The organism is Actinophytocola xanthii, from assembly GCF_001921205.1.
Classification (GTDB): domain Bacteria; phylum Actinomycetota; class Actinomycetes; order Mycobacteriales; family Pseudonocardiaceae; genus Actinophytocola; species Actinophytocola xanthii.
This window is the reverse complement of sequence record NZ_MSIE01000011.1, coordinates 122,576-136,749: the sequence shown is the minus strand read 5'-3', so window position 1 is coordinate 136,749 and position 14,174 is coordinate 122,576. Positions and strand designations below refer to the sequence as shown.

General features: G+C 71.5%; 15 protein-coding genes. 10 read left to right on the top strand and 5 right to left on the bottom strand.

From position 1 onward, the window contains the following. Positions 1-151 precede the first annotated feature (151 nt). The 6 genes from BU204_RS08305 to BU204_RS08280 all read left to right on the top strand — a co-directional run bounded on the left by BU204_RS08305 (position 152) and on the right by BU204_RS08280 (position 5,778). Positions 152-958 (top strand): family 16 glycosylhydrolase, encoded by an 807-nt coding sequence (locus BU204_RS08305; RefSeq protein WP_075124982.1) that lies wholly within the window; start codon positions 152-154, stop codon positions 956-958. Between the two features lie 17 nt (positions 959-975). Then, complete coding sequence (locus BU204_RS08300; RefSeq protein ID WP_143229361.1) at positions 976-2,130, top strand: hypothetical protein; 1,155 nt, start codon at positions 976-978, stop codon at positions 2,128-2,130. Between the two features lie 89 nt (positions 2,131-2,219). Then, positions 2,220-3,047, top strand: coding sequence for an MEDS domain-containing protein (locus BU204_RS08295; protein ID WP_075124981.1), 828 nt, complete (start codon positions 2,220-2,222; stop codon positions 3,045-3,047). After that, on the top strand, positions 3,044-4,060 hold the full coding sequence (locus tag BU204_RS08290; RefSeq protein WP_075124980.1) for a sensor histidine kinase: 1,017 nt from the start codon (positions 3,044-3,046) through the stop codon (positions 4,058-4,060). Before BU204_RS08295 ends, BU204_RS08290 begins: the two co-directional genes overlap by 4 nt. Before the next feature lie 6 nt (positions 4,061-4,066). Then, positions 4,067-4,450 (top strand): VOC family protein, encoded by a 384-nt coding sequence (locus BU204_RS08285; protein WP_075124979.1) that lies wholly within the window; start codon positions 4,067-4,069, stop codon positions 4,448-4,450. Between the two features lie 92 nt (positions 4,451-4,542). Then, the gene (locus tag BU204_RS08280; RefSeq protein WP_075124978.1) at positions 4,543-5,778 is read left to right on the top strand and encodes an acetyl-CoA hydrolase/transferase family protein; all 1,236 of its coding nucleotides are present in this window, start codon (positions 4,543-4,545) and stop codon (positions 5,776-5,778) included. A gap of 7 nt (positions 5,779-5,785) precedes the next feature. On the opposite strand, the gene BU204_RS08275 is transcribed toward BU204_RS08280, so the two are convergent. After that, the gene (locus BU204_RS08275; RefSeq protein WP_233159765.1) at positions 5,786-6,373 is read right to left on the bottom strand and encodes a TetR/AcrR family transcriptional regulator; all 588 of its coding nucleotides are present in this window, start codon (positions 6,371-6,373) and stop codon (positions 5,786-5,788) included. A gap of 93 nt (positions 6,374-6,466) precedes the next feature. Here BU204_RS08275 and BU204_RS08270 point away from each other — a divergent pair, with 93 nt between their 5' ends. Then, positions 6,467-7,318: an SDR family oxidoreductase gene (locus BU204_RS08270; protein ID WP_075124976.1), complete on the top strand. Its 852-nt coding sequence runs from the start codon at positions 6,467-6,469 to the stop codon at positions 7,316-7,318. A gap of 52 nt (positions 7,319-7,370) precedes the next feature. Here the strand turns inward: BU204_RS08270 and BU204_RS08265 are convergent, their stop codons facing one another. Then, positions 7,371-8,852, bottom strand: a complete 1,482-nt coding sequence (locus BU204_RS08265; protein WP_075124975.1) for a response regulator — start codon at positions 8,850-8,852, stop codon at positions 7,371-7,373. A gap of 123 nt (positions 8,853-8,975) precedes the next feature. Here BU204_RS08265 and ppk2 point away from each other — a divergent pair, with 123 nt between their 5' ends. After that, positions 8,976-9,941, top strand: a complete 966-nt coding sequence (gene ppk2 / locus BU204_RS08260) for a polyphosphate kinase 2 (protein ID WP_408607994.1) — start codon at positions 8,976-8,978, stop codon at positions 9,939-9,941. A gap of 9 nt (positions 9,942-9,950) precedes the next feature. Here the strand turns inward: ppk2 and BU204_RS08255 are convergent, their stop codons facing one another. The 3 genes from BU204_RS08255 to BU204_RS08250 form a co-directional block, all read right to left on the bottom strand. After that, positions 9,951-10,760, bottom strand: a complete 810-nt coding sequence (locus BU204_RS08255; protein ID WP_083661108.1) for a hypothetical protein — start codon at positions 10,758-10,760, stop codon at positions 9,951-9,953. A gap of 20 nt (positions 10,761-10,780) precedes the next feature. Next, a complete protein-coding gene (locus BU204_RS41870; protein WP_269844633.1) occupies positions 10,781-10,912 on the bottom strand; it encodes a hypothetical protein in 132 nt (43 codons plus the stop codon). A gap of 124 nt (positions 10,913-11,036) precedes the next feature. Beyond that, positions 11,037-12,071, bottom strand: coding sequence for a LacI family DNA-binding transcriptional regulator (locus tag BU204_RS08250; RefSeq protein WP_075124974.1), 1,035 nt, complete (start codon positions 12,069-12,071; stop codon positions 11,037-11,039). 164 nt (positions 12,072-12,235) lie between these two features. Between BU204_RS08250 and BU204_RS08245 the strand changes: the two genes are divergently transcribed. After that, positions 12,236-13,180, top strand: coding sequence for a glycoside hydrolase family 6 protein (locus BU204_RS08245; protein ID WP_083661107.1), 945 nt, complete (start codon positions 12,236-12,238; stop codon positions 13,178-13,180). Positions 13,181-13,510: 330 nt separating this feature from the next. Further along, the gene (locus tag BU204_RS08240) at positions 13,511-14,167 is read left to right on the top strand and encodes a lytic polysaccharide monooxygenase auxiliary activity family 9 protein (RefSeq protein WP_075124973.1); all 657 of its coding nucleotides are present in this window, start codon (positions 13,511-13,513) and stop codon (positions 14,165-14,167) included. The last annotated feature ends 7 nt before the right edge of the window (positions 14,168-14,174 follow it).

The window sequence follows — 14,174 nt, the reverse complement described above, 5'->3', positions numbered from 1 at the left end:
TGAAGAGGGTGGCAACGGTGCCTCGATCCTCACCTTCCCGGCTCCTGGTTCGCCGCACCGCGCCTCGTCAGCACTGGTCGCGCTCCCAGTCCTCGGGAGCTGTGGATGGCGAGCGTCCGCGGACGCTCCGGGAGGGGAAGAGGTTCTCGCGATGTCCTACACCAGAAGGAAGTTCCTGGCCGCCGGCGGTGTCGGCCTGGCCGGTGCCGCGCTGGGCGGACCGCCCATGGCCTCCGCGGCTGCCTGGGAGACCGTCATCAGCGGCTCGTTCGTGAGCTACGCGACGCTGGAGGCGGCGTGGAACTACCGCTACCCCTGGGGTTCGGACCACAACGGCAGCGCCAGGATGTACGCCAGCGCCTCGGACCACAACCACGTCCTCCTCGAGAGCTCCGGCGTCCTCGCCATCAGGGCGACCCGCATCACCTGGGACGAGGGCACCAGCACGAGCGACCCGCACCTGCCGATCCGCTACCACTCCGGCGCCGTGCATGCGCGGCAGCACGTGGTCGTCAACGACGAGTTCCCGAACTGGGAGGTGAAGGGCGAGTTCCAGGCACCGTCGGCACGCGGTACCTGGCCCGCGTTCTGGCTGACCGGCGTCAACTCCTGGCCCCCGGAGAGCGACATCCTCGAGTTCAAGGGGGACAGCCGGAACTGGTTCAACACCTACCGCAACACCAGCGGCGGGTGGTCGAACACCATCGTCACCGTGTCGAACCCCGGGGCCTGGCACGGCTACCGCGCCTGGATAACCAAGGCCGGCTCCACCGACGTCGACATCCACTACTACCTCGACGGCAACTGGGTGGGGCAGCACCGCGGTGCGAACTTCGCGAACCGTCCCATGTGGATCATCTGCAACCTCCAGATGGAGGGGTCCTCGGGTTCGCCGGGTCCTTCCGCGGAGACTCTCTACCGCATCCGCAACGTCTACGTAGGACGGTCCCGAGCATGAGAGCCAGAGGAGTCCCCATGGGTACCAGACTATTCCGCACCGCGATCACGACCCTGGCCGCGCTCGTCGCCGGGGTGCTGCTCGCACCGGGCCACGCCGCCGCCGACTCCGGCCGGGCCGACTGCGGCAGCGGCACCTTCCACGCCGAGGCCTACGCCGAGGGCGGGACGTGGACGGCGCGACGAGGCAGTACGACCGTCTACACCGGATCCGACATGCGGGCCGCCGTGCAGGCCGCGATCGGCAGCCTCACCGCGGGCCGAAACTGGAAGGAACGAGTCGTGGTCTGGCAGGGCGGCACGATCAGCGCCGGGTCCCGGATCTCCCTGCCGAGCTACACCGTGCTCGACGCCTGCGGCACGATCAACGTCACCGGCTCGGGCTCGGGCGACCAGGCCCCGGTCTACTCCCGGGGCACGACCGACGTGGAGGTGCAGCACCTGTACCTCACCGGTGCGCCGCTGTACGGCATCTTCATGCGCAGCGTGTCCAACGTGATCCTCGGCCAGATCGACATGCGGCTCTCGGGCGGGCTCGGCATCCGCGTCGACAACCACGGCGACACCAGCGTGCGCGCCCGCAACATCCGCATCGACAACGTCTACGTCTCGGGGACCAGTACCCACGGCGTGGAGACCTACGGCCTCGACGGCCTCACGGTGGGCACGGTCACCGCGCGCAACACCGGCCATTCCGGCCTGCTGCTCAACGACACGATCAACGCCACGGTGACCAGGGTGGACGGTCAGGGCACCGGCACCGGCACGGGGTACGCCGCGTTCCGGATGGCGAACCGGAACGGACGGGTCGGCAGCTCCTACCCCACCAACATCCGGGTCGGCCAGGTGATCGCCCGCGGCGGCGGCCGCGGGATCTTCTGCGTCTCGGAGAGCGGGGGAGCGGTCATCGACCGGGTCGACATCGCCCAGACCGGCGGCAACTCCATCCTCATCGAGAACTGCCACAACGTGAACATCGCCGCGCAGGGCGGCAGTGTCACCGGCCCGGGCGACATCCGCCTCGCCGCGCGGAGCGAGTTCGCCAACACCTCCGACATCACCATCCAGAACCTCACGGTCACCAACTCGGCCATCACCGAGAACCCATGCGGGGTGAACACGACCTTCCGCAACAACTCGCTCGTGAACTCCACCCAGAACATCTGCTCCTGAAATTCCCGGTGGGCGGGGTCCCTGCTCCCCGCCCACCCCCGGGCTCGAGCCCGGCCGGAGCGGCACCCGAACGTGTTACGGTTCTGGGGATGCGAATGTCCGGTGTGGTTGACGACGTGCGCCGGCTCGGCCGGTTCGACCACGTCTGCTGGGCGTTCGACGACGCCGACACGTTCCGTGCCCAGGCGGTCACGTTCCTCGCCCAGGGGCTGGCCGACGGGCAGCGGGTCTGGTTCGTCGGCGATCCCGACCCGAGGGTGGTGGACGCGCTGCCGGCCGCTTCCGAGGGCGCGTTCGAGGTGGTGACGACCTCGTCGACCTACTCCTCCGGCGTCGAGGTGGACGCGGACAGCCAGGTCCGGACCTACGCCCGGTCGACCGAGCAGGCGCTCGCCGACGGCTTCACCGGTCTGCGCGTGGCCACCGACGCGACCCCCCTCGTCCGGACCCGCGGCCAGCTGGAGGCGTTCACCCGCTACGAGCACCAGGTCGACCGGTACATGGCGGGAAGCCCGTTCTCGGCGATGTGCGGCTACGACCGCGGGGTGCTCGGCGGGGACGCGGTCGCGGAGCTGGCCTGTATGCACCCGAACGCCAACGACGACGCCACGCCGTTCCGGTTGCACGCCGCCACCCTGCCGGGGTGTGCCGCCGCGATCGGCGGGGAGTTGGACATACTCACCGAAGACCTGCTGGTCAAAGCACTGCGCCGGGCCGACCTGCGTCCCGACCCTCAGGGAGAGCTGGTGCTCGACGCGACCGCGCTGACGTTCCTCGACCACAACCGGCTGCTCCAGCTGGTCGGGCACGCCGAAGGGCTCGGTGCCCGCCTCGTCCTGCGCACCGACCAGCCGATCCCGCGCCGGCTGGTGCAGCTGATGGACCTGCCCGCGGTCCGGATCGAGGCCGCGAGATGAGAACGGGGGCGGCCGCCGGGCACACCGGGTACTTCCACGAGGCGCTCTACTACGCCGACGAGGAGGAGCTGCTCGCCGTGGTCGTGCCGTTCCTGCGCGGCGGCGTCGCCGAGGGCGAGCCGACCGTGTTGGCCTTCGGGGACGAGCACGCAACGCTCGTGCGGTCGGCGCTGCCGGCGGCCGACGCCGGCCGGGTCCTGTTCCACCCCGGCGGCGACATGTACGCCCGTCCGGCGAGCGCCATCCGGTCCTACCGGAAGATGCTGGCCGAGTACACGGCGGCCGGCGCCGGCCAGATCCGCATCATCGGGGAGCTGCCGCCGATCGCGCTCGGCGCGACCTGGGACTGGTGGGCCCGCTACGAGTCGGCGATCAACACCGCCTACGACGAGTTTCCGCTGTGGAGCATGTGCGCCTACGACACCACGACCACCCCGCCGGCGGTGCTCGAGGACGTCGCCCGCACCCACCCCCGCAGCGCCGCCCCGGGGGAGCTCCACCTCCCGAGCACGCCCTACCTCGAGCCACCCGTGTTCCTCTCCCGGCAGCGGCCGGGGGACCCCGACCCGCTCCAGCTCACCGAGCCGATCCTGAGCCAGGTCGACCCCGACCCCGCCGCGGTCCGGGCGGCGCTGACCAACCTCAACCGAGCACCGGCCGGTCCGGTCCTGGACGAGGTGGGCCTGGCTGACCTGCTGATGGCGGCGACCGAGGTGCTGGTCAACGCGCAGCTGCACGGCGTGTCCCCGGTGCGGCTGCACTGCTGGGTGGGCGAGGACCGGATCGTGGTCGTGGTCACCGACCAGGGCAAGGGCCCGACCGACCCGTTCGCGGGTCTCCAGCCCGCCGCGCACGCCCCGGTCGGCGGCCTCGGCCTGTGGCTGGCCCACCAGACCTGCGACCACGTCGCGCTCTACCGCGACGATGGGCAGTTCACCGTCCGACTGATCAGCGGGAACCCGCACCACCGGGTCGCCGAGCAGAACCGGATCAGCGCCGCCGAACCCGCCTGAGGAGCCATGAGCTGCCGGATCACCGAACTGGTCCTCGACTGTGTCGACGTGGAGCGGCAGGCCCGATTCTGGGCGGCCGTGCTGGGGTATGTCGAGATCGGACGTGAGGACGACGGCTCGATCGAGATCGGACCGCCGCAAGCCGGCTTCGGCGGCCTCCAGCCGACGCTCGTGCTGAGTCCCGGCGGTGCGCCCGACCGCGGCAAGCTGCCGCTGCACCTCGACGTCAACGCCACCGACCGCGACCAGGACGCCGAGCTGGAGCGGCTGCTCGCCCTCGGGGCCACCCCCGCCGACGTCGGCCAGACCGGCGAGGAGAGCTGGCACGTCCTCGCCGACCCGGAGGGCAACGAGTTCTGCCTGCTGCGCTCGCGCGTCGCACCGGCCTGACACCCCCAGCGGGTGCGCGCACCCGGCGTCGCGGGTAGAAACGGCGGGGAGAAGCAGCCGACGGGCGTGTTTCCGGGCGAAGGCGGGTGCGGATGAGGTCGGTGTCGGAGTCGCAGCTGGCCGCCGTGCTGTCGGGGGTGGCCGCCGACATCCCGCGCGTGGTGGTGAGCGGGAACTTCGCCACCCCGCACGTGGCGCTGGCGGTGCTCGACGGAGCCCTGGCCGAGTACCGGCTGTTCGCGCTGAACGCCCAGCCTGGGATGCCGGACCGGGAGGGCGTGGTGCTCGAGACGCCCTTCGTCGGCGCGGGCATGCGCGGCCGGGCCGGGCTGCGCTACTTCCCCTCCCGGCTCTCGCTGGTGCCGCACCTGCTCAAGCAGACCCTTCCGCCGGACATCGTGCTCGTGCACACCTCGGCGCCGGTCGGCGGCACCGTGTCGTTGGGCACCGAGGTGAACATCCTCCCGGCGGCGATCGAGGCCGTCCGCGCCCGTGGCGGGCTGGTGGTGGCGCAGGTCAACCGCCGGATGCCGTTCACCTTCGGCGACGCCGTGCTCGCCGACGACGAGGTGGACTTCGCGATCGAGGTCGACGAGCCGCTCCCGTCACCGCAACCCCGGGCGATCAGCGAGGTCTCACGGGCCATCGGGGCGCGGGTGACCGACCTGATCGGCGACGGGGCCACCCTGCAGCTCGGCATCGGGGCGGTGCCCGACGCGGTGCTGGACGCGGTGACCGCACGGCGGGGCCTCGCCATCTGGTCGGAGATGTTCAGCGACGGCGTGCTCGCCCTGGAGAAGGCCGGCAGCCTCGACCCGGTCGTCCCGGTGACCGCCTCGTTCGTCTTCGGTTCCGAGGAGCTCTACCGGTGGTTGGACCGCAACCGGCGGGTCCAGCTGCTGCGCACGGAGAAGACCAACGACCCCGGCGTGATCGCCCGCCAGCGGTCGCTGGTGTCGGTCAACGGCGCGCTGCAGGTGGACCTGTACGCGCAGGCCAACGCCAGTCGGGTGCACGGCGTCATCTACTCGGGCTTCGGCGGCCAGACCGACTTCGTCGTCGGCGCGCTGCACTCGCCCGGTGGCCGCGCGGTCATCGCGCTGCCGTCCTGGCACCCCAAGGCAGACGTGTCCACCGTCGTGCCGCGGCTGGCAGGCCCGGTGACGAGCTTCCAGCACAGCTTCATCGTCAGCGAGCAGGGCGTGGCCACCGTCTGGGGCCGCGACGCCGACGACCAGGCCCGCCTGGTCATCGACAACGTGGCGCATCCCGCCGCCCGCGACGAGCTGCGCGAGGCGGGCCGGCGACTCGGCTTCGCCCTGCCGTGACCCCTGCCTAGCCGGAGCTGGCGGTGACGGGTGGCCGCACGAGTGCGGCCACCGCCGCCGTCACCGCCGTCCTGCGCCGGGTGAAGGAGTCGTGACCGGTCTCTGACGCCAGCGCCTTCAGCGACCAGGAGGCGGTGTCCCAGCTGATCACCAGGGCGATGACCATGGCCATCAGCTCGGTGGCCGGGATGTCGTCGCGAACCTCGCCCGCCTGCTGTGCGGCACCGATCGCCGCGACGTTCTTCCGGTACTCCTCGACCTCGACGTCGATCGGCTGCTGTCGCTCCAATCCCGCCCACAGGTACAGCCGGCGCACGTGCGGCCGCTGCTCCAGGCGGTCGAACAGCTCGCCGGCGTACCCGGGCAGCTGGCGGGCGTCGACGACGACCGCCTCCGCCAGCTCCACCATGCTGTCGGCGACGACCCGGTCGAACAGCTCCTCCTTGGTCCCGAAGTGCATGTAGATCGACCGCTTGTTGGCCGCGGCGGTCTCGGCGATGCGGTCGACCCGGGCGCCGGCCAGGCCGTACCTGGCGAACTCCTCGACCGCCGCCGTGAGAAGTCGCCGCTTGGTCTCGGTGGCGTCAGGTGGCACGCGCTCAGCGTACATAACCATCCAGATGTTTACATCCACCGACCGCGGAGGTATGAATGTATCTAGTTAGTTACATCAATTGAGGAGCAGGACATGCCCCGCACCTGGTTCATCACCGGAACGTCCTCGGGCTTCGGCCGGCACCTGACCGAGCAGCTGCTCGCCCGAGGGGACCGCGTCGCCGCCACTGCACGGCGCCCCGAGACCCTGGAGGACCTGGCCGTGCGCCACGGCGAGCGGCTCTGGCGGGCCCGTCTGGACGTCACCGACACCGCGGCGCTGCGCGAGGTGGTCGACCGCGCGTTCACCCAGCTCGGCCGGATTGACGTCGTCGTGTCCAACGCCGGCTACGGCCTGTTCGGGGCGCCCGAGGAGCTCTCCGACGAGCAGCTCGACCGGCAGATCGCGACCAACCTCACCGCCTCGATCCAGCTCGCCCGCGCCGCCACCCCGCACCTGCGCCGCCAGGGCGGTGGGCGGTACATCCAGATCGCCAGCGTCGGCGGCCAGATCGCCTTCCCGGCCATGAGCCTCTACCACGCCACCAAGTGGGGCATCGAGGGCTTCTGGGAGTCCTCCGCCGCCGAGCTCGCGCCGTTCGGCATCGGTGTCACGATCGTCGAGCCCGGGATGGCCCGCACCGACTTCGGCGGCGGCAACGCCGTTCTCGGCGAAGCGCTGCCCGAGTACGCCGACGGCCCCTCCGGGCAGCTGCGCCGGGTGTTCGCCGGCGAGCTGCCGCCGCTGCCGGCGCCGGGCGACCCCGCGAAGATCGCGGCGGCGATCATCGCCTCCGCCGACCAGGCCAAGGCACCGCTGCGGCTGACGCTGGGTTCGGACGCATACCTCCTCGCCACCGCGGCCCTGCGCCAACGCCTCGAGGCCCTGGAAGCGGGGCGCGCCCTCGCGTACTCCACCGACGCCACTGACGCCACCGCCTCCTGAGAAGGAGCTCCGGCGCGTGTTCGCCACCAACCGCACCGGCGCGGTGCCGCGCTCAGGCCGCGGCGTCGATCTCGGCGGTGATGGCCGCGGCGGTGCGGCGGCAGGTCAGGCGGAGCTGGGGTATGCGCTCGTGCGCGGTGCGCAGGTCGCCTACCGCGGCGGCGTCGGCGATGGTTCGGCACAGATCGGCCAGGCGGTGCGCGCCGACGACGGCGCTGTGGGAGCCGAGGGCCTCCGCGGCCTGCTCGATGTCGACCGGGCAGGCGGCACGGACGGCGTGTTGCAGGCGCAGTCGTCGTCCGGGGAGCTCGGTGAGGAAGACGTGGGCGAGCTCGGCGACCATGTCGGGCGCGCCGAGGCGGCTGGCGAGCCTGCGCAGCGCGCCCGGTTCCACCACGTCCTCCTCCGGCCGCTCGGCGGGCGGGGCGAGGATCTGGTCGAGCGCCGCGCGCAGTGCCTCGAGGTCGAGTGGCTTGGTGAGAAACCTGTCCATGCCGGCGGCCAGGCACTCCTCGCGGTTGCGGGACGTCGCGTCGGCGGTGACGGCGAAGATCGGGGTACGACCGCGTCCCGCGGCGGCCTCCGCGCCGCGGATGCGGCGAGCGGCGCAGACCCCGTCCAGGTCGGGCAGGTGGCGGTCCATGAGGATCACGTCGAAGTCACCGGCCAGGGCGGCGGCGACACCGTGCTCGCCGCCGGTGGTGGTGTGCGGCTCGTGGCCGAGGGCCCGCAGTTGGCGCTGGGCCAGCGCCAGATTGACCATGTTGTCCTCGACGACGAGCACCGCGAGCGGCCGGCCGGTGGCCAGGGCCCGCCCGACCGGTTCGCCGAGGTGGCCGTCCTCCCAGGTCAGTGCCAGGGTGAGGTCGGCGCATACGCGCGACTGGGACCGGGGCGGCCGCTCGACGCTGATATCGCCGCCGAGCCCGGCGACGATGTGCTTGACGAGGTACAGGCCGAACCCGGCCGGGGGACGCGCGGAGACCCCGGCCCGGAGGAACGCGAGCTGCCGGTCCGGTAGGCCCGGGCCGTCGTCCGCCACGCTGAACCGCAGCGGCACCGTCCCGTCGCGTACCGGCCCGGTCGTCTCGACGCCCAGGGTGACCCGGCCGGGGGTGTGCGCACACGCGTTCTCGAGCAGCTCCTCGAGCAGCTGGCGGATGCTGGTGGCGTCTCCGCTGAGGGTGGCGGGGACGTCGCGGTCGAGCACGACATGGACGTCGCTGAGCACGCTCGCGGTCGCGTGCCCGAGCAGCTCGGCGGTGTTGAAGGGCTGGTCGCGGGCCTGTCGTTCCCCGGCCAGGAGCTGGCAGAGCAGGAGCAGGCGATCGGCGGTCCTGACCAGCGCCTCCGTGTCGCGCATGACGAAGTCGAAGGTGTCCCGCTGGGCCGGGCTGAGCCCGCTCATCCCGAGCAGCTCGAGGAAGCCCTGCACGGAGTGCAGCGGGGTACGCAGGTCGCTGCTGACGGCCCCGGCGAGCACGCTCAGGCCGTTGCCGTCCGCGGACGCGGCGGACGACGGCGCTGCGGTCATGTCGGGTCTCCTTGTCCGGAGCTCGAGGGGCGAGCCACACCTGTCGTCGGCAGGCCCGGTGCGGACCTGAGGGTCAGGCCGACGTGGGTTTGCGGACCCGCTTCTCGGGTACCAACGGGCGTGATCCAAGAACCGGCGGCGGCGTCCGAGGTCTTCCGCGAGCTCACCGAGGGCCTGCGGGCGGAGTTCACCGACGAGGACGAGCCGGTGCTGCTGCGCGCCGACGGGTCCGAGGTGGACACCTGGCGGGAGAACTACCCCTTCCAGGAGCGGATGACCCGTCCGGAGTACGAGCGGGTGAAGCGGCTGCTCCAGATCGAGCTCCTGAAGCTCCAGTACTGGGTGGCCGGCACCGGTCAGCGGATGGTGATCCTGTTCGAGGGACGGGACGCCGCGGGCAAGGGCGGCACGATCAAGCGGTTCACCGAGCACCTCGACCCGCGCGGGGCACGCACGGTGGCCCTGGGCAGGCCGAGCGAGCGGGAGCAGGGGGAGTGGTACTTCCAGCGCTACGTGCGCCACCTGCCCACCGCCGGAGAGATCGTGCTGTTCGACCGGTCCTGGTACAACCGGGCCGGCGTGGAGCGGGTGATGGACTACTGCACCGACGAGCAGTACGAGCGGTTCATGCGCCAGGTCCCGACCTTCGAGCAGATGCTCGTCGACGACGGAATCCTGCTGGTCAAGTTATGGTTCTCGGTCTCGCGCAAGGAGCAGCGGACCCGGTTCGTCATCCGCCAGCTCGACCCGGTCCGGCAGTGGAAGCTCAGCCCCAACGACATCAGGTCGCTCGACCGCTGGGACGCCTACACCCAGGCGAAGGTGACCATGTTCCGCGAGACCGACACCGAGGTCGCCCCCTGGACCGTGGTCAAGAGCAACGACAAGAAGCGGGCCAGGGTCGAGGCCATGCGCAGCGTCCTGGCCCGGTTCGACTACGAGGACAAGGACCCCGAGGTGGTCGGCGAGCCCGACCCGCGGATCGTCGGGGCCGCGGCCACCCTGCTGGAGGAGGGCGAGGACGAGACGACTCTCAGCCCCACCCCGCTCGCCCCGGCCGACGAACTGGGGCCGGGGCTGCACCCCTGAGGCGAGGCCTCACACCTTGAGGTACTCCCGGCCGGTGTCGTCGGTGGGGTGGCCGTAGGAGGTGAGGAAGTAGTTGGGTCCACGCCGTTGCACCTCGTCCGGCCGCGGGAAGTGCACGGCCAGATCGGAGCGCACGAAGAACGCGTTGGCCCCGGCCAGCTCGCAGTGCACCAGCCGGTAACCCTTCTCCTCACCGAGCGCGACGAGCGCCCCGAGCGAGGCGCCGAAGAACGCGGTCCCCAACCAGGTGGCGGCCTCCGGCGGCTGGACGAGCCGCTCGTGTGGGGGCAGCGCGGAGTTGTACTCGACCACCACCACCCGCGGCCGGTAGCCGCGCAGCGCCCGCCAGACCCAGTAGTCGCCGCCGTCGATGTCGATCGACACCACGTCGGGCTCCTCGGGGACACCGCCGGCGGCGAACAGCTCGTTCACGCGTTCGGGCGTCACGGTCGCGTGCAGCGTCGTGACCCCGGCGTTCCACTGGTACTTCTGGTGCAGCAGGTGGTTGTGCGAGCCGTCGGACTCCATGAACAGGCCGTGCCAGCCGGCGACGTCCGCGAGCGCGACGCAGGTGCCCTCGCGTCCGGACTCGACACCGAACTCGACGAACCACCGGCCGGGGGCGCCGACCCGACGCAGGATCTCGGCCAGCACCCCGTCCTCGCCGTTCTGGGAGAGCAGCTGGAACTCGTAACCGGTCAGCGGGAGGTCCTCGGGTGGTTCACCCGGCTCGGGGCCGACCAACCGGACGCGCCGCGTGTACTCCGGCAGCGCCCGGTAGACGGCAGCGGCACGGCGCAGGTCGGACTCGAGGAACACCGCCGCACCCTAGCGCCGCCTCACCCCGCCGCGCGGCGCGCCCCAACTCGGTAGGACACGGTGCTGACCGCCGAGGTGTCGGCCGAGGCACTGCCCGGCCCGGTCGAGGGGGCGAACGAGAGGGAGCACAGTGCGGCGCGAGCCGCGATCACGACGTCAGGGTCTTCTTCATTTCGCTCCTTCTTGGCTCGACACGTCGTTGTGGCGATTTGGGAGCGCTCCCAGAAACCCACCATAACGCTCGGGGCGTCTGGCGGGAAGACCTGGAGCCGGCTGTCAGGCCGACTCGCGGCAGACCAGCTCGGTCGGCAGGATCACCGGCGCCAGCTTTGCCTCCGGCTCACGCAGCTGCGCGATCAGCAGCTCGGCGAGCTTGCGGCCCATCAGTTGGGTCGGCTGGCTGACGCTGGTGAGCAGCGGGTTTGTGTTGCGGGCCAGATCGGAGTCGTCGAAGCCGATCACGGCCACGTCGTCGGGCACCCGCCGCCCGGCGGCCCGCAGGGCACGCAGGGCGCCGGCCGCCATCGGGTCGCTCGCCGCGAACACCGCGTCCAGCTCCGGGTCCTTGCCCAACAGCTCCCGCATCGCCGCCTCACCGCTGGCCTGCCCGAAGTCGCCCTGGGCGACCAGGCGGGTGACCCCGCGCTTGCCGCGCAGCGCCGCGCGGTAGCCGCTGAGGCGGTCCAGGCCCGCCGCCATGTCCCTCGGTCCGGTGATCGTCGCGATGCGGCGCCTGCCCTGCCGGTAGAGGTACTCGGTCGCGGCTCGCGCGCCCGCCTCGTTGTCGGCGTCGACGTAGGGCACCGTGGTGGCGTCGGGCACCGGCGGCCGGCCGATGAGCGCCACCGGGGCGCCCGCGGCGACCAGGTTCTGCGGCAGGGGGTCGTCGCCGTGCAGCGAGATCAGCATGACCCCGTCGACGTGCCCGTTGCGCACCAGCTGCTCGACCCGGTCGTGCTGGCGTCCGGTGCTCGCCATCACCAGGTTGAGCTGCAGCGGAGTGTTGGACAGCTCCTGGCTCAGCCCGCGCACGATGCTCGCGAAGAACGGCTCGCTGAACACCCGGTCCTCGGACTCGGAGACCACGAGCAGTACCGTGTCGCTACGGCGAGTGACGAGACTGCGTGCCGCGTGGTTGGGTACGTAGCCCAGCTTCCGGATCGCGTCCCGGACGGCCTTGAGGGCGTACGGACTGACCTCCAGCGACCCGTTCACCACCCTGGAGGCCGTCCCCCGGGACACGTTGGCCTCCACGGCGACCTGCTCCAGCGTGGGGCGCCCGCTCGCTCGGGACCGACCCTTGCCCGCCATTCCACAACTCCCGCCCTCCACGTGCCCCGACGCCGTGCCAATAATAGTGGGAGCCCGTCCGCAGCTGCCGCCGCCTTGACCCGCAGTGATGAATCGAGCACACTGGGCGCGCGATTTGGGAACGCTCCCATCCAACCCCTCGCCATCGTCAACCGGAGGAATGGATGGAGCTCAAGAAGTGGTTCGGCGCCGCGGGTGCGCTGGTGTGCGCCTGTGCGGCGGCCGTGTCGGTACCCGTGGCCGCCGCGGCGGACTCGGTCTTCTACGTGGACCCCGAGACCAGCTCGGCCCGCTGGGTGGCGGCCAACCCGAACGACTCGCGCACCCCGGTCATCCGCGACCGGATCGCGAGCGTGCCCCAGGCCCGCTGGTTCACCACCACCAACACCGGCACGGTCCGCTCGCAGGTGGACTCGCTGGTCGGCGCGGCAGCGGCGGCGGGGAAGATCCCGATCCTCGTCGTCTACAACATCCCCAACCGCGACTGCGGCGGAGCCAGCAGCGGGGGCGCCCCGTCGCACGAGGCCTACCGCGCCTGGGTCGACGAGGTCGCCGCCGGCCTCGGCGGGCGGCCGGCCTACATCGTGCTCGAGCCGGACGTGCTCCCGCTGATGACCAGCTGCCAGACCCCGGAGGAGCAGGCCAGGACCTCGAGCTCGATGGCCTATGCCGGCCAGCGGCTCAAGGCCGGCTCGTCGCGGGCGCTGGTGTTCTTCGACATCGGTCACTCCGCGTGGCTCTCACCCGCCGAGGCTGCCCAGCGGCTCCGGGCCGCACAGGTCTCGGCGAGTGCCGACGGGATCTCGACCAACGTGTCGAACTACCGCACCACCTCCGACGAGGTCGCCTTCGCCAAGGCCGTGCTGGCCAACCTCGGTGACGGCCGGCTCCGCGCGGTGGTCGACACCAGCCGGAACGGGAACGGCCCGGCCGGCAGCGAGTGGTGCGACCCGCCCGGGCGCGCCATCGGCACCCCCAGCACGACCGAGACCGGCGACCCCCAGATCGCCGCGTTCCTGTGGGTGAAGCTGCCCGGGGAGGCGGACGGCTGCATCGCCCCCGCCGGGCAGTTCGTGCCGCAGCGGGCCTACGAGTTGGCAACGTCCTAGGACGTGCCCAGGGAGCGTTCCTGGCGCTGTCGGTAGCGCCGTCCTGGTGCGACGGTGCGAAGTTCGCACTCCTGGCCTAACGGCCGGGACCGGACCGCGGTCCGGTCCCGGCCGATCCCGGGCAGTGGTGATCGGTCGGCGCTGAACGAGTCCTGAACGGTGTAGCCCGTCGGTCCCGGGCCGCCGGTCGGTCTCACCATCCGTGACCGTCGGCGGTTCGGGCCGCGGGGAGCGGATTTTCCCAAGCGCTTCCACGCGGTTACCGTCCCGATTTGGGAGCGTTCCCAAGACCGTTCCGAATCCTCGTGACAACGAAGTCAGGAGACACACGTGTCCGTTCGAACTCGTTTGCTGGCGGCGGCGCTGTCCGCGCTGTCCGCCGCGGCACTGCTCACGGTCGCACTGCCGGGCACCGCCGGCGCGCACGGCAGCACGACCGACCCGCCGTCGCGCAACTACGGCTGCTGGCAGCGGTGGGGGAGCGACTTCCAGAACCCGAACATGGCCACCCAGGACCCGATGTGCTGGCAGGCCTGGCAGGCCGACACCAACGCGATGTGGAACTGGAACGGTCTCTACCGGGAGAACGTGGGGGGTAACCACCAGGCGGCGGTCCCCGACGGGCAGCTGTGCAGCGCCGGACGGACCCAGGGCGGCCGCTACGCCGCGATGGACGCCGTCGGCAACTGGCGTGCGGTGAACAAGCCGAGGAACTTCACCGTCAACGTCCATGACCAGGCCCTGCACGGCGCGGACTACTACCGGGTCTACATCACCAGGCAGGGCTTCAACCCGACGACCCAGGCCCTGCGCTGGTCGGACCTGCAGCTGGTGAAGGAGGTCGGGCGCACCCCGCCGACCAGCAACACCCAGATCCCGGTGGACGCGGGCTCGCGGACGGGGCGCCACATCGTCTACACGATCTGGCAGGCCAGCCACCTGGACCAGTCGTACTACTTCTGCAGTGACGTCAACTTCACCGGATGACTACGAC

Coding starts and splice junctions, on each gene's coding strand:
- BU204_RS08305 (WP_075124982.1), top strand. CDS start 152: ATGTCCTACACCAGAAGGAAGTTCCTGGCCGCCGGCGGTGTCGGCCTG.
- BU204_RS08300 (WP_143229361.1), top strand. CDS start 976: ATGGGTACCAGACTATTCCGCACCGCGATCACGACCCTGGCCGCGCTC.
- BU204_RS08295 (WP_075124981.1), top strand. CDS start 2,220: ATGCGAATGTCCGGTGTGGTTGACGACGTGCGCCGGCTCGGCCGGTTC.
- BU204_RS08290 (WP_075124980.1), top strand. CDS start 3,044: ATGAGAACGGGGGCGGCCGCCGGGCACACCGGGTACTTCCACGAGGCG.
- BU204_RS08285 (WP_075124979.1), top strand. CDS start 4,067: ATGAGCTGCCGGATCACCGAACTGGTCCTCGACTGTGTCGACGTGGAG.
- BU204_RS08280 (WP_075124978.1), top strand. CDS start 4,543: ATGAGGTCGGTGTCGGAGTCGCAGCTGGCCGCCGTGCTGTCGGGGGTG.
- BU204_RS08270 (WP_075124976.1), top strand. CDS start 6,467: ATGCCCCGCACCTGGTTCATCACCGGAACGTCCTCGGGCTTCGGCCGG.
- BU204_RS08265 (WP_075124975.1), bottom strand. CDS start 8,852: ATGACCGCAGCGCCGTCGTCCGCCGCGTCCGCGGACGGCAACGGCCTG.
- BU204_RS08250 (WP_075124974.1), bottom strand. CDS start 12,071: ATGGCGGGCAAGGGTCGGTCCCGAGCGAGCGGGCGCCCCACGCTGGAG.
- BU204_RS08245 (WP_083661107.1), top strand. CDS start 12,236: ATGGAGCTCAAGAAGTGGTTCGGCGCCGCGGGTGCGCTGGTGTGCGCC.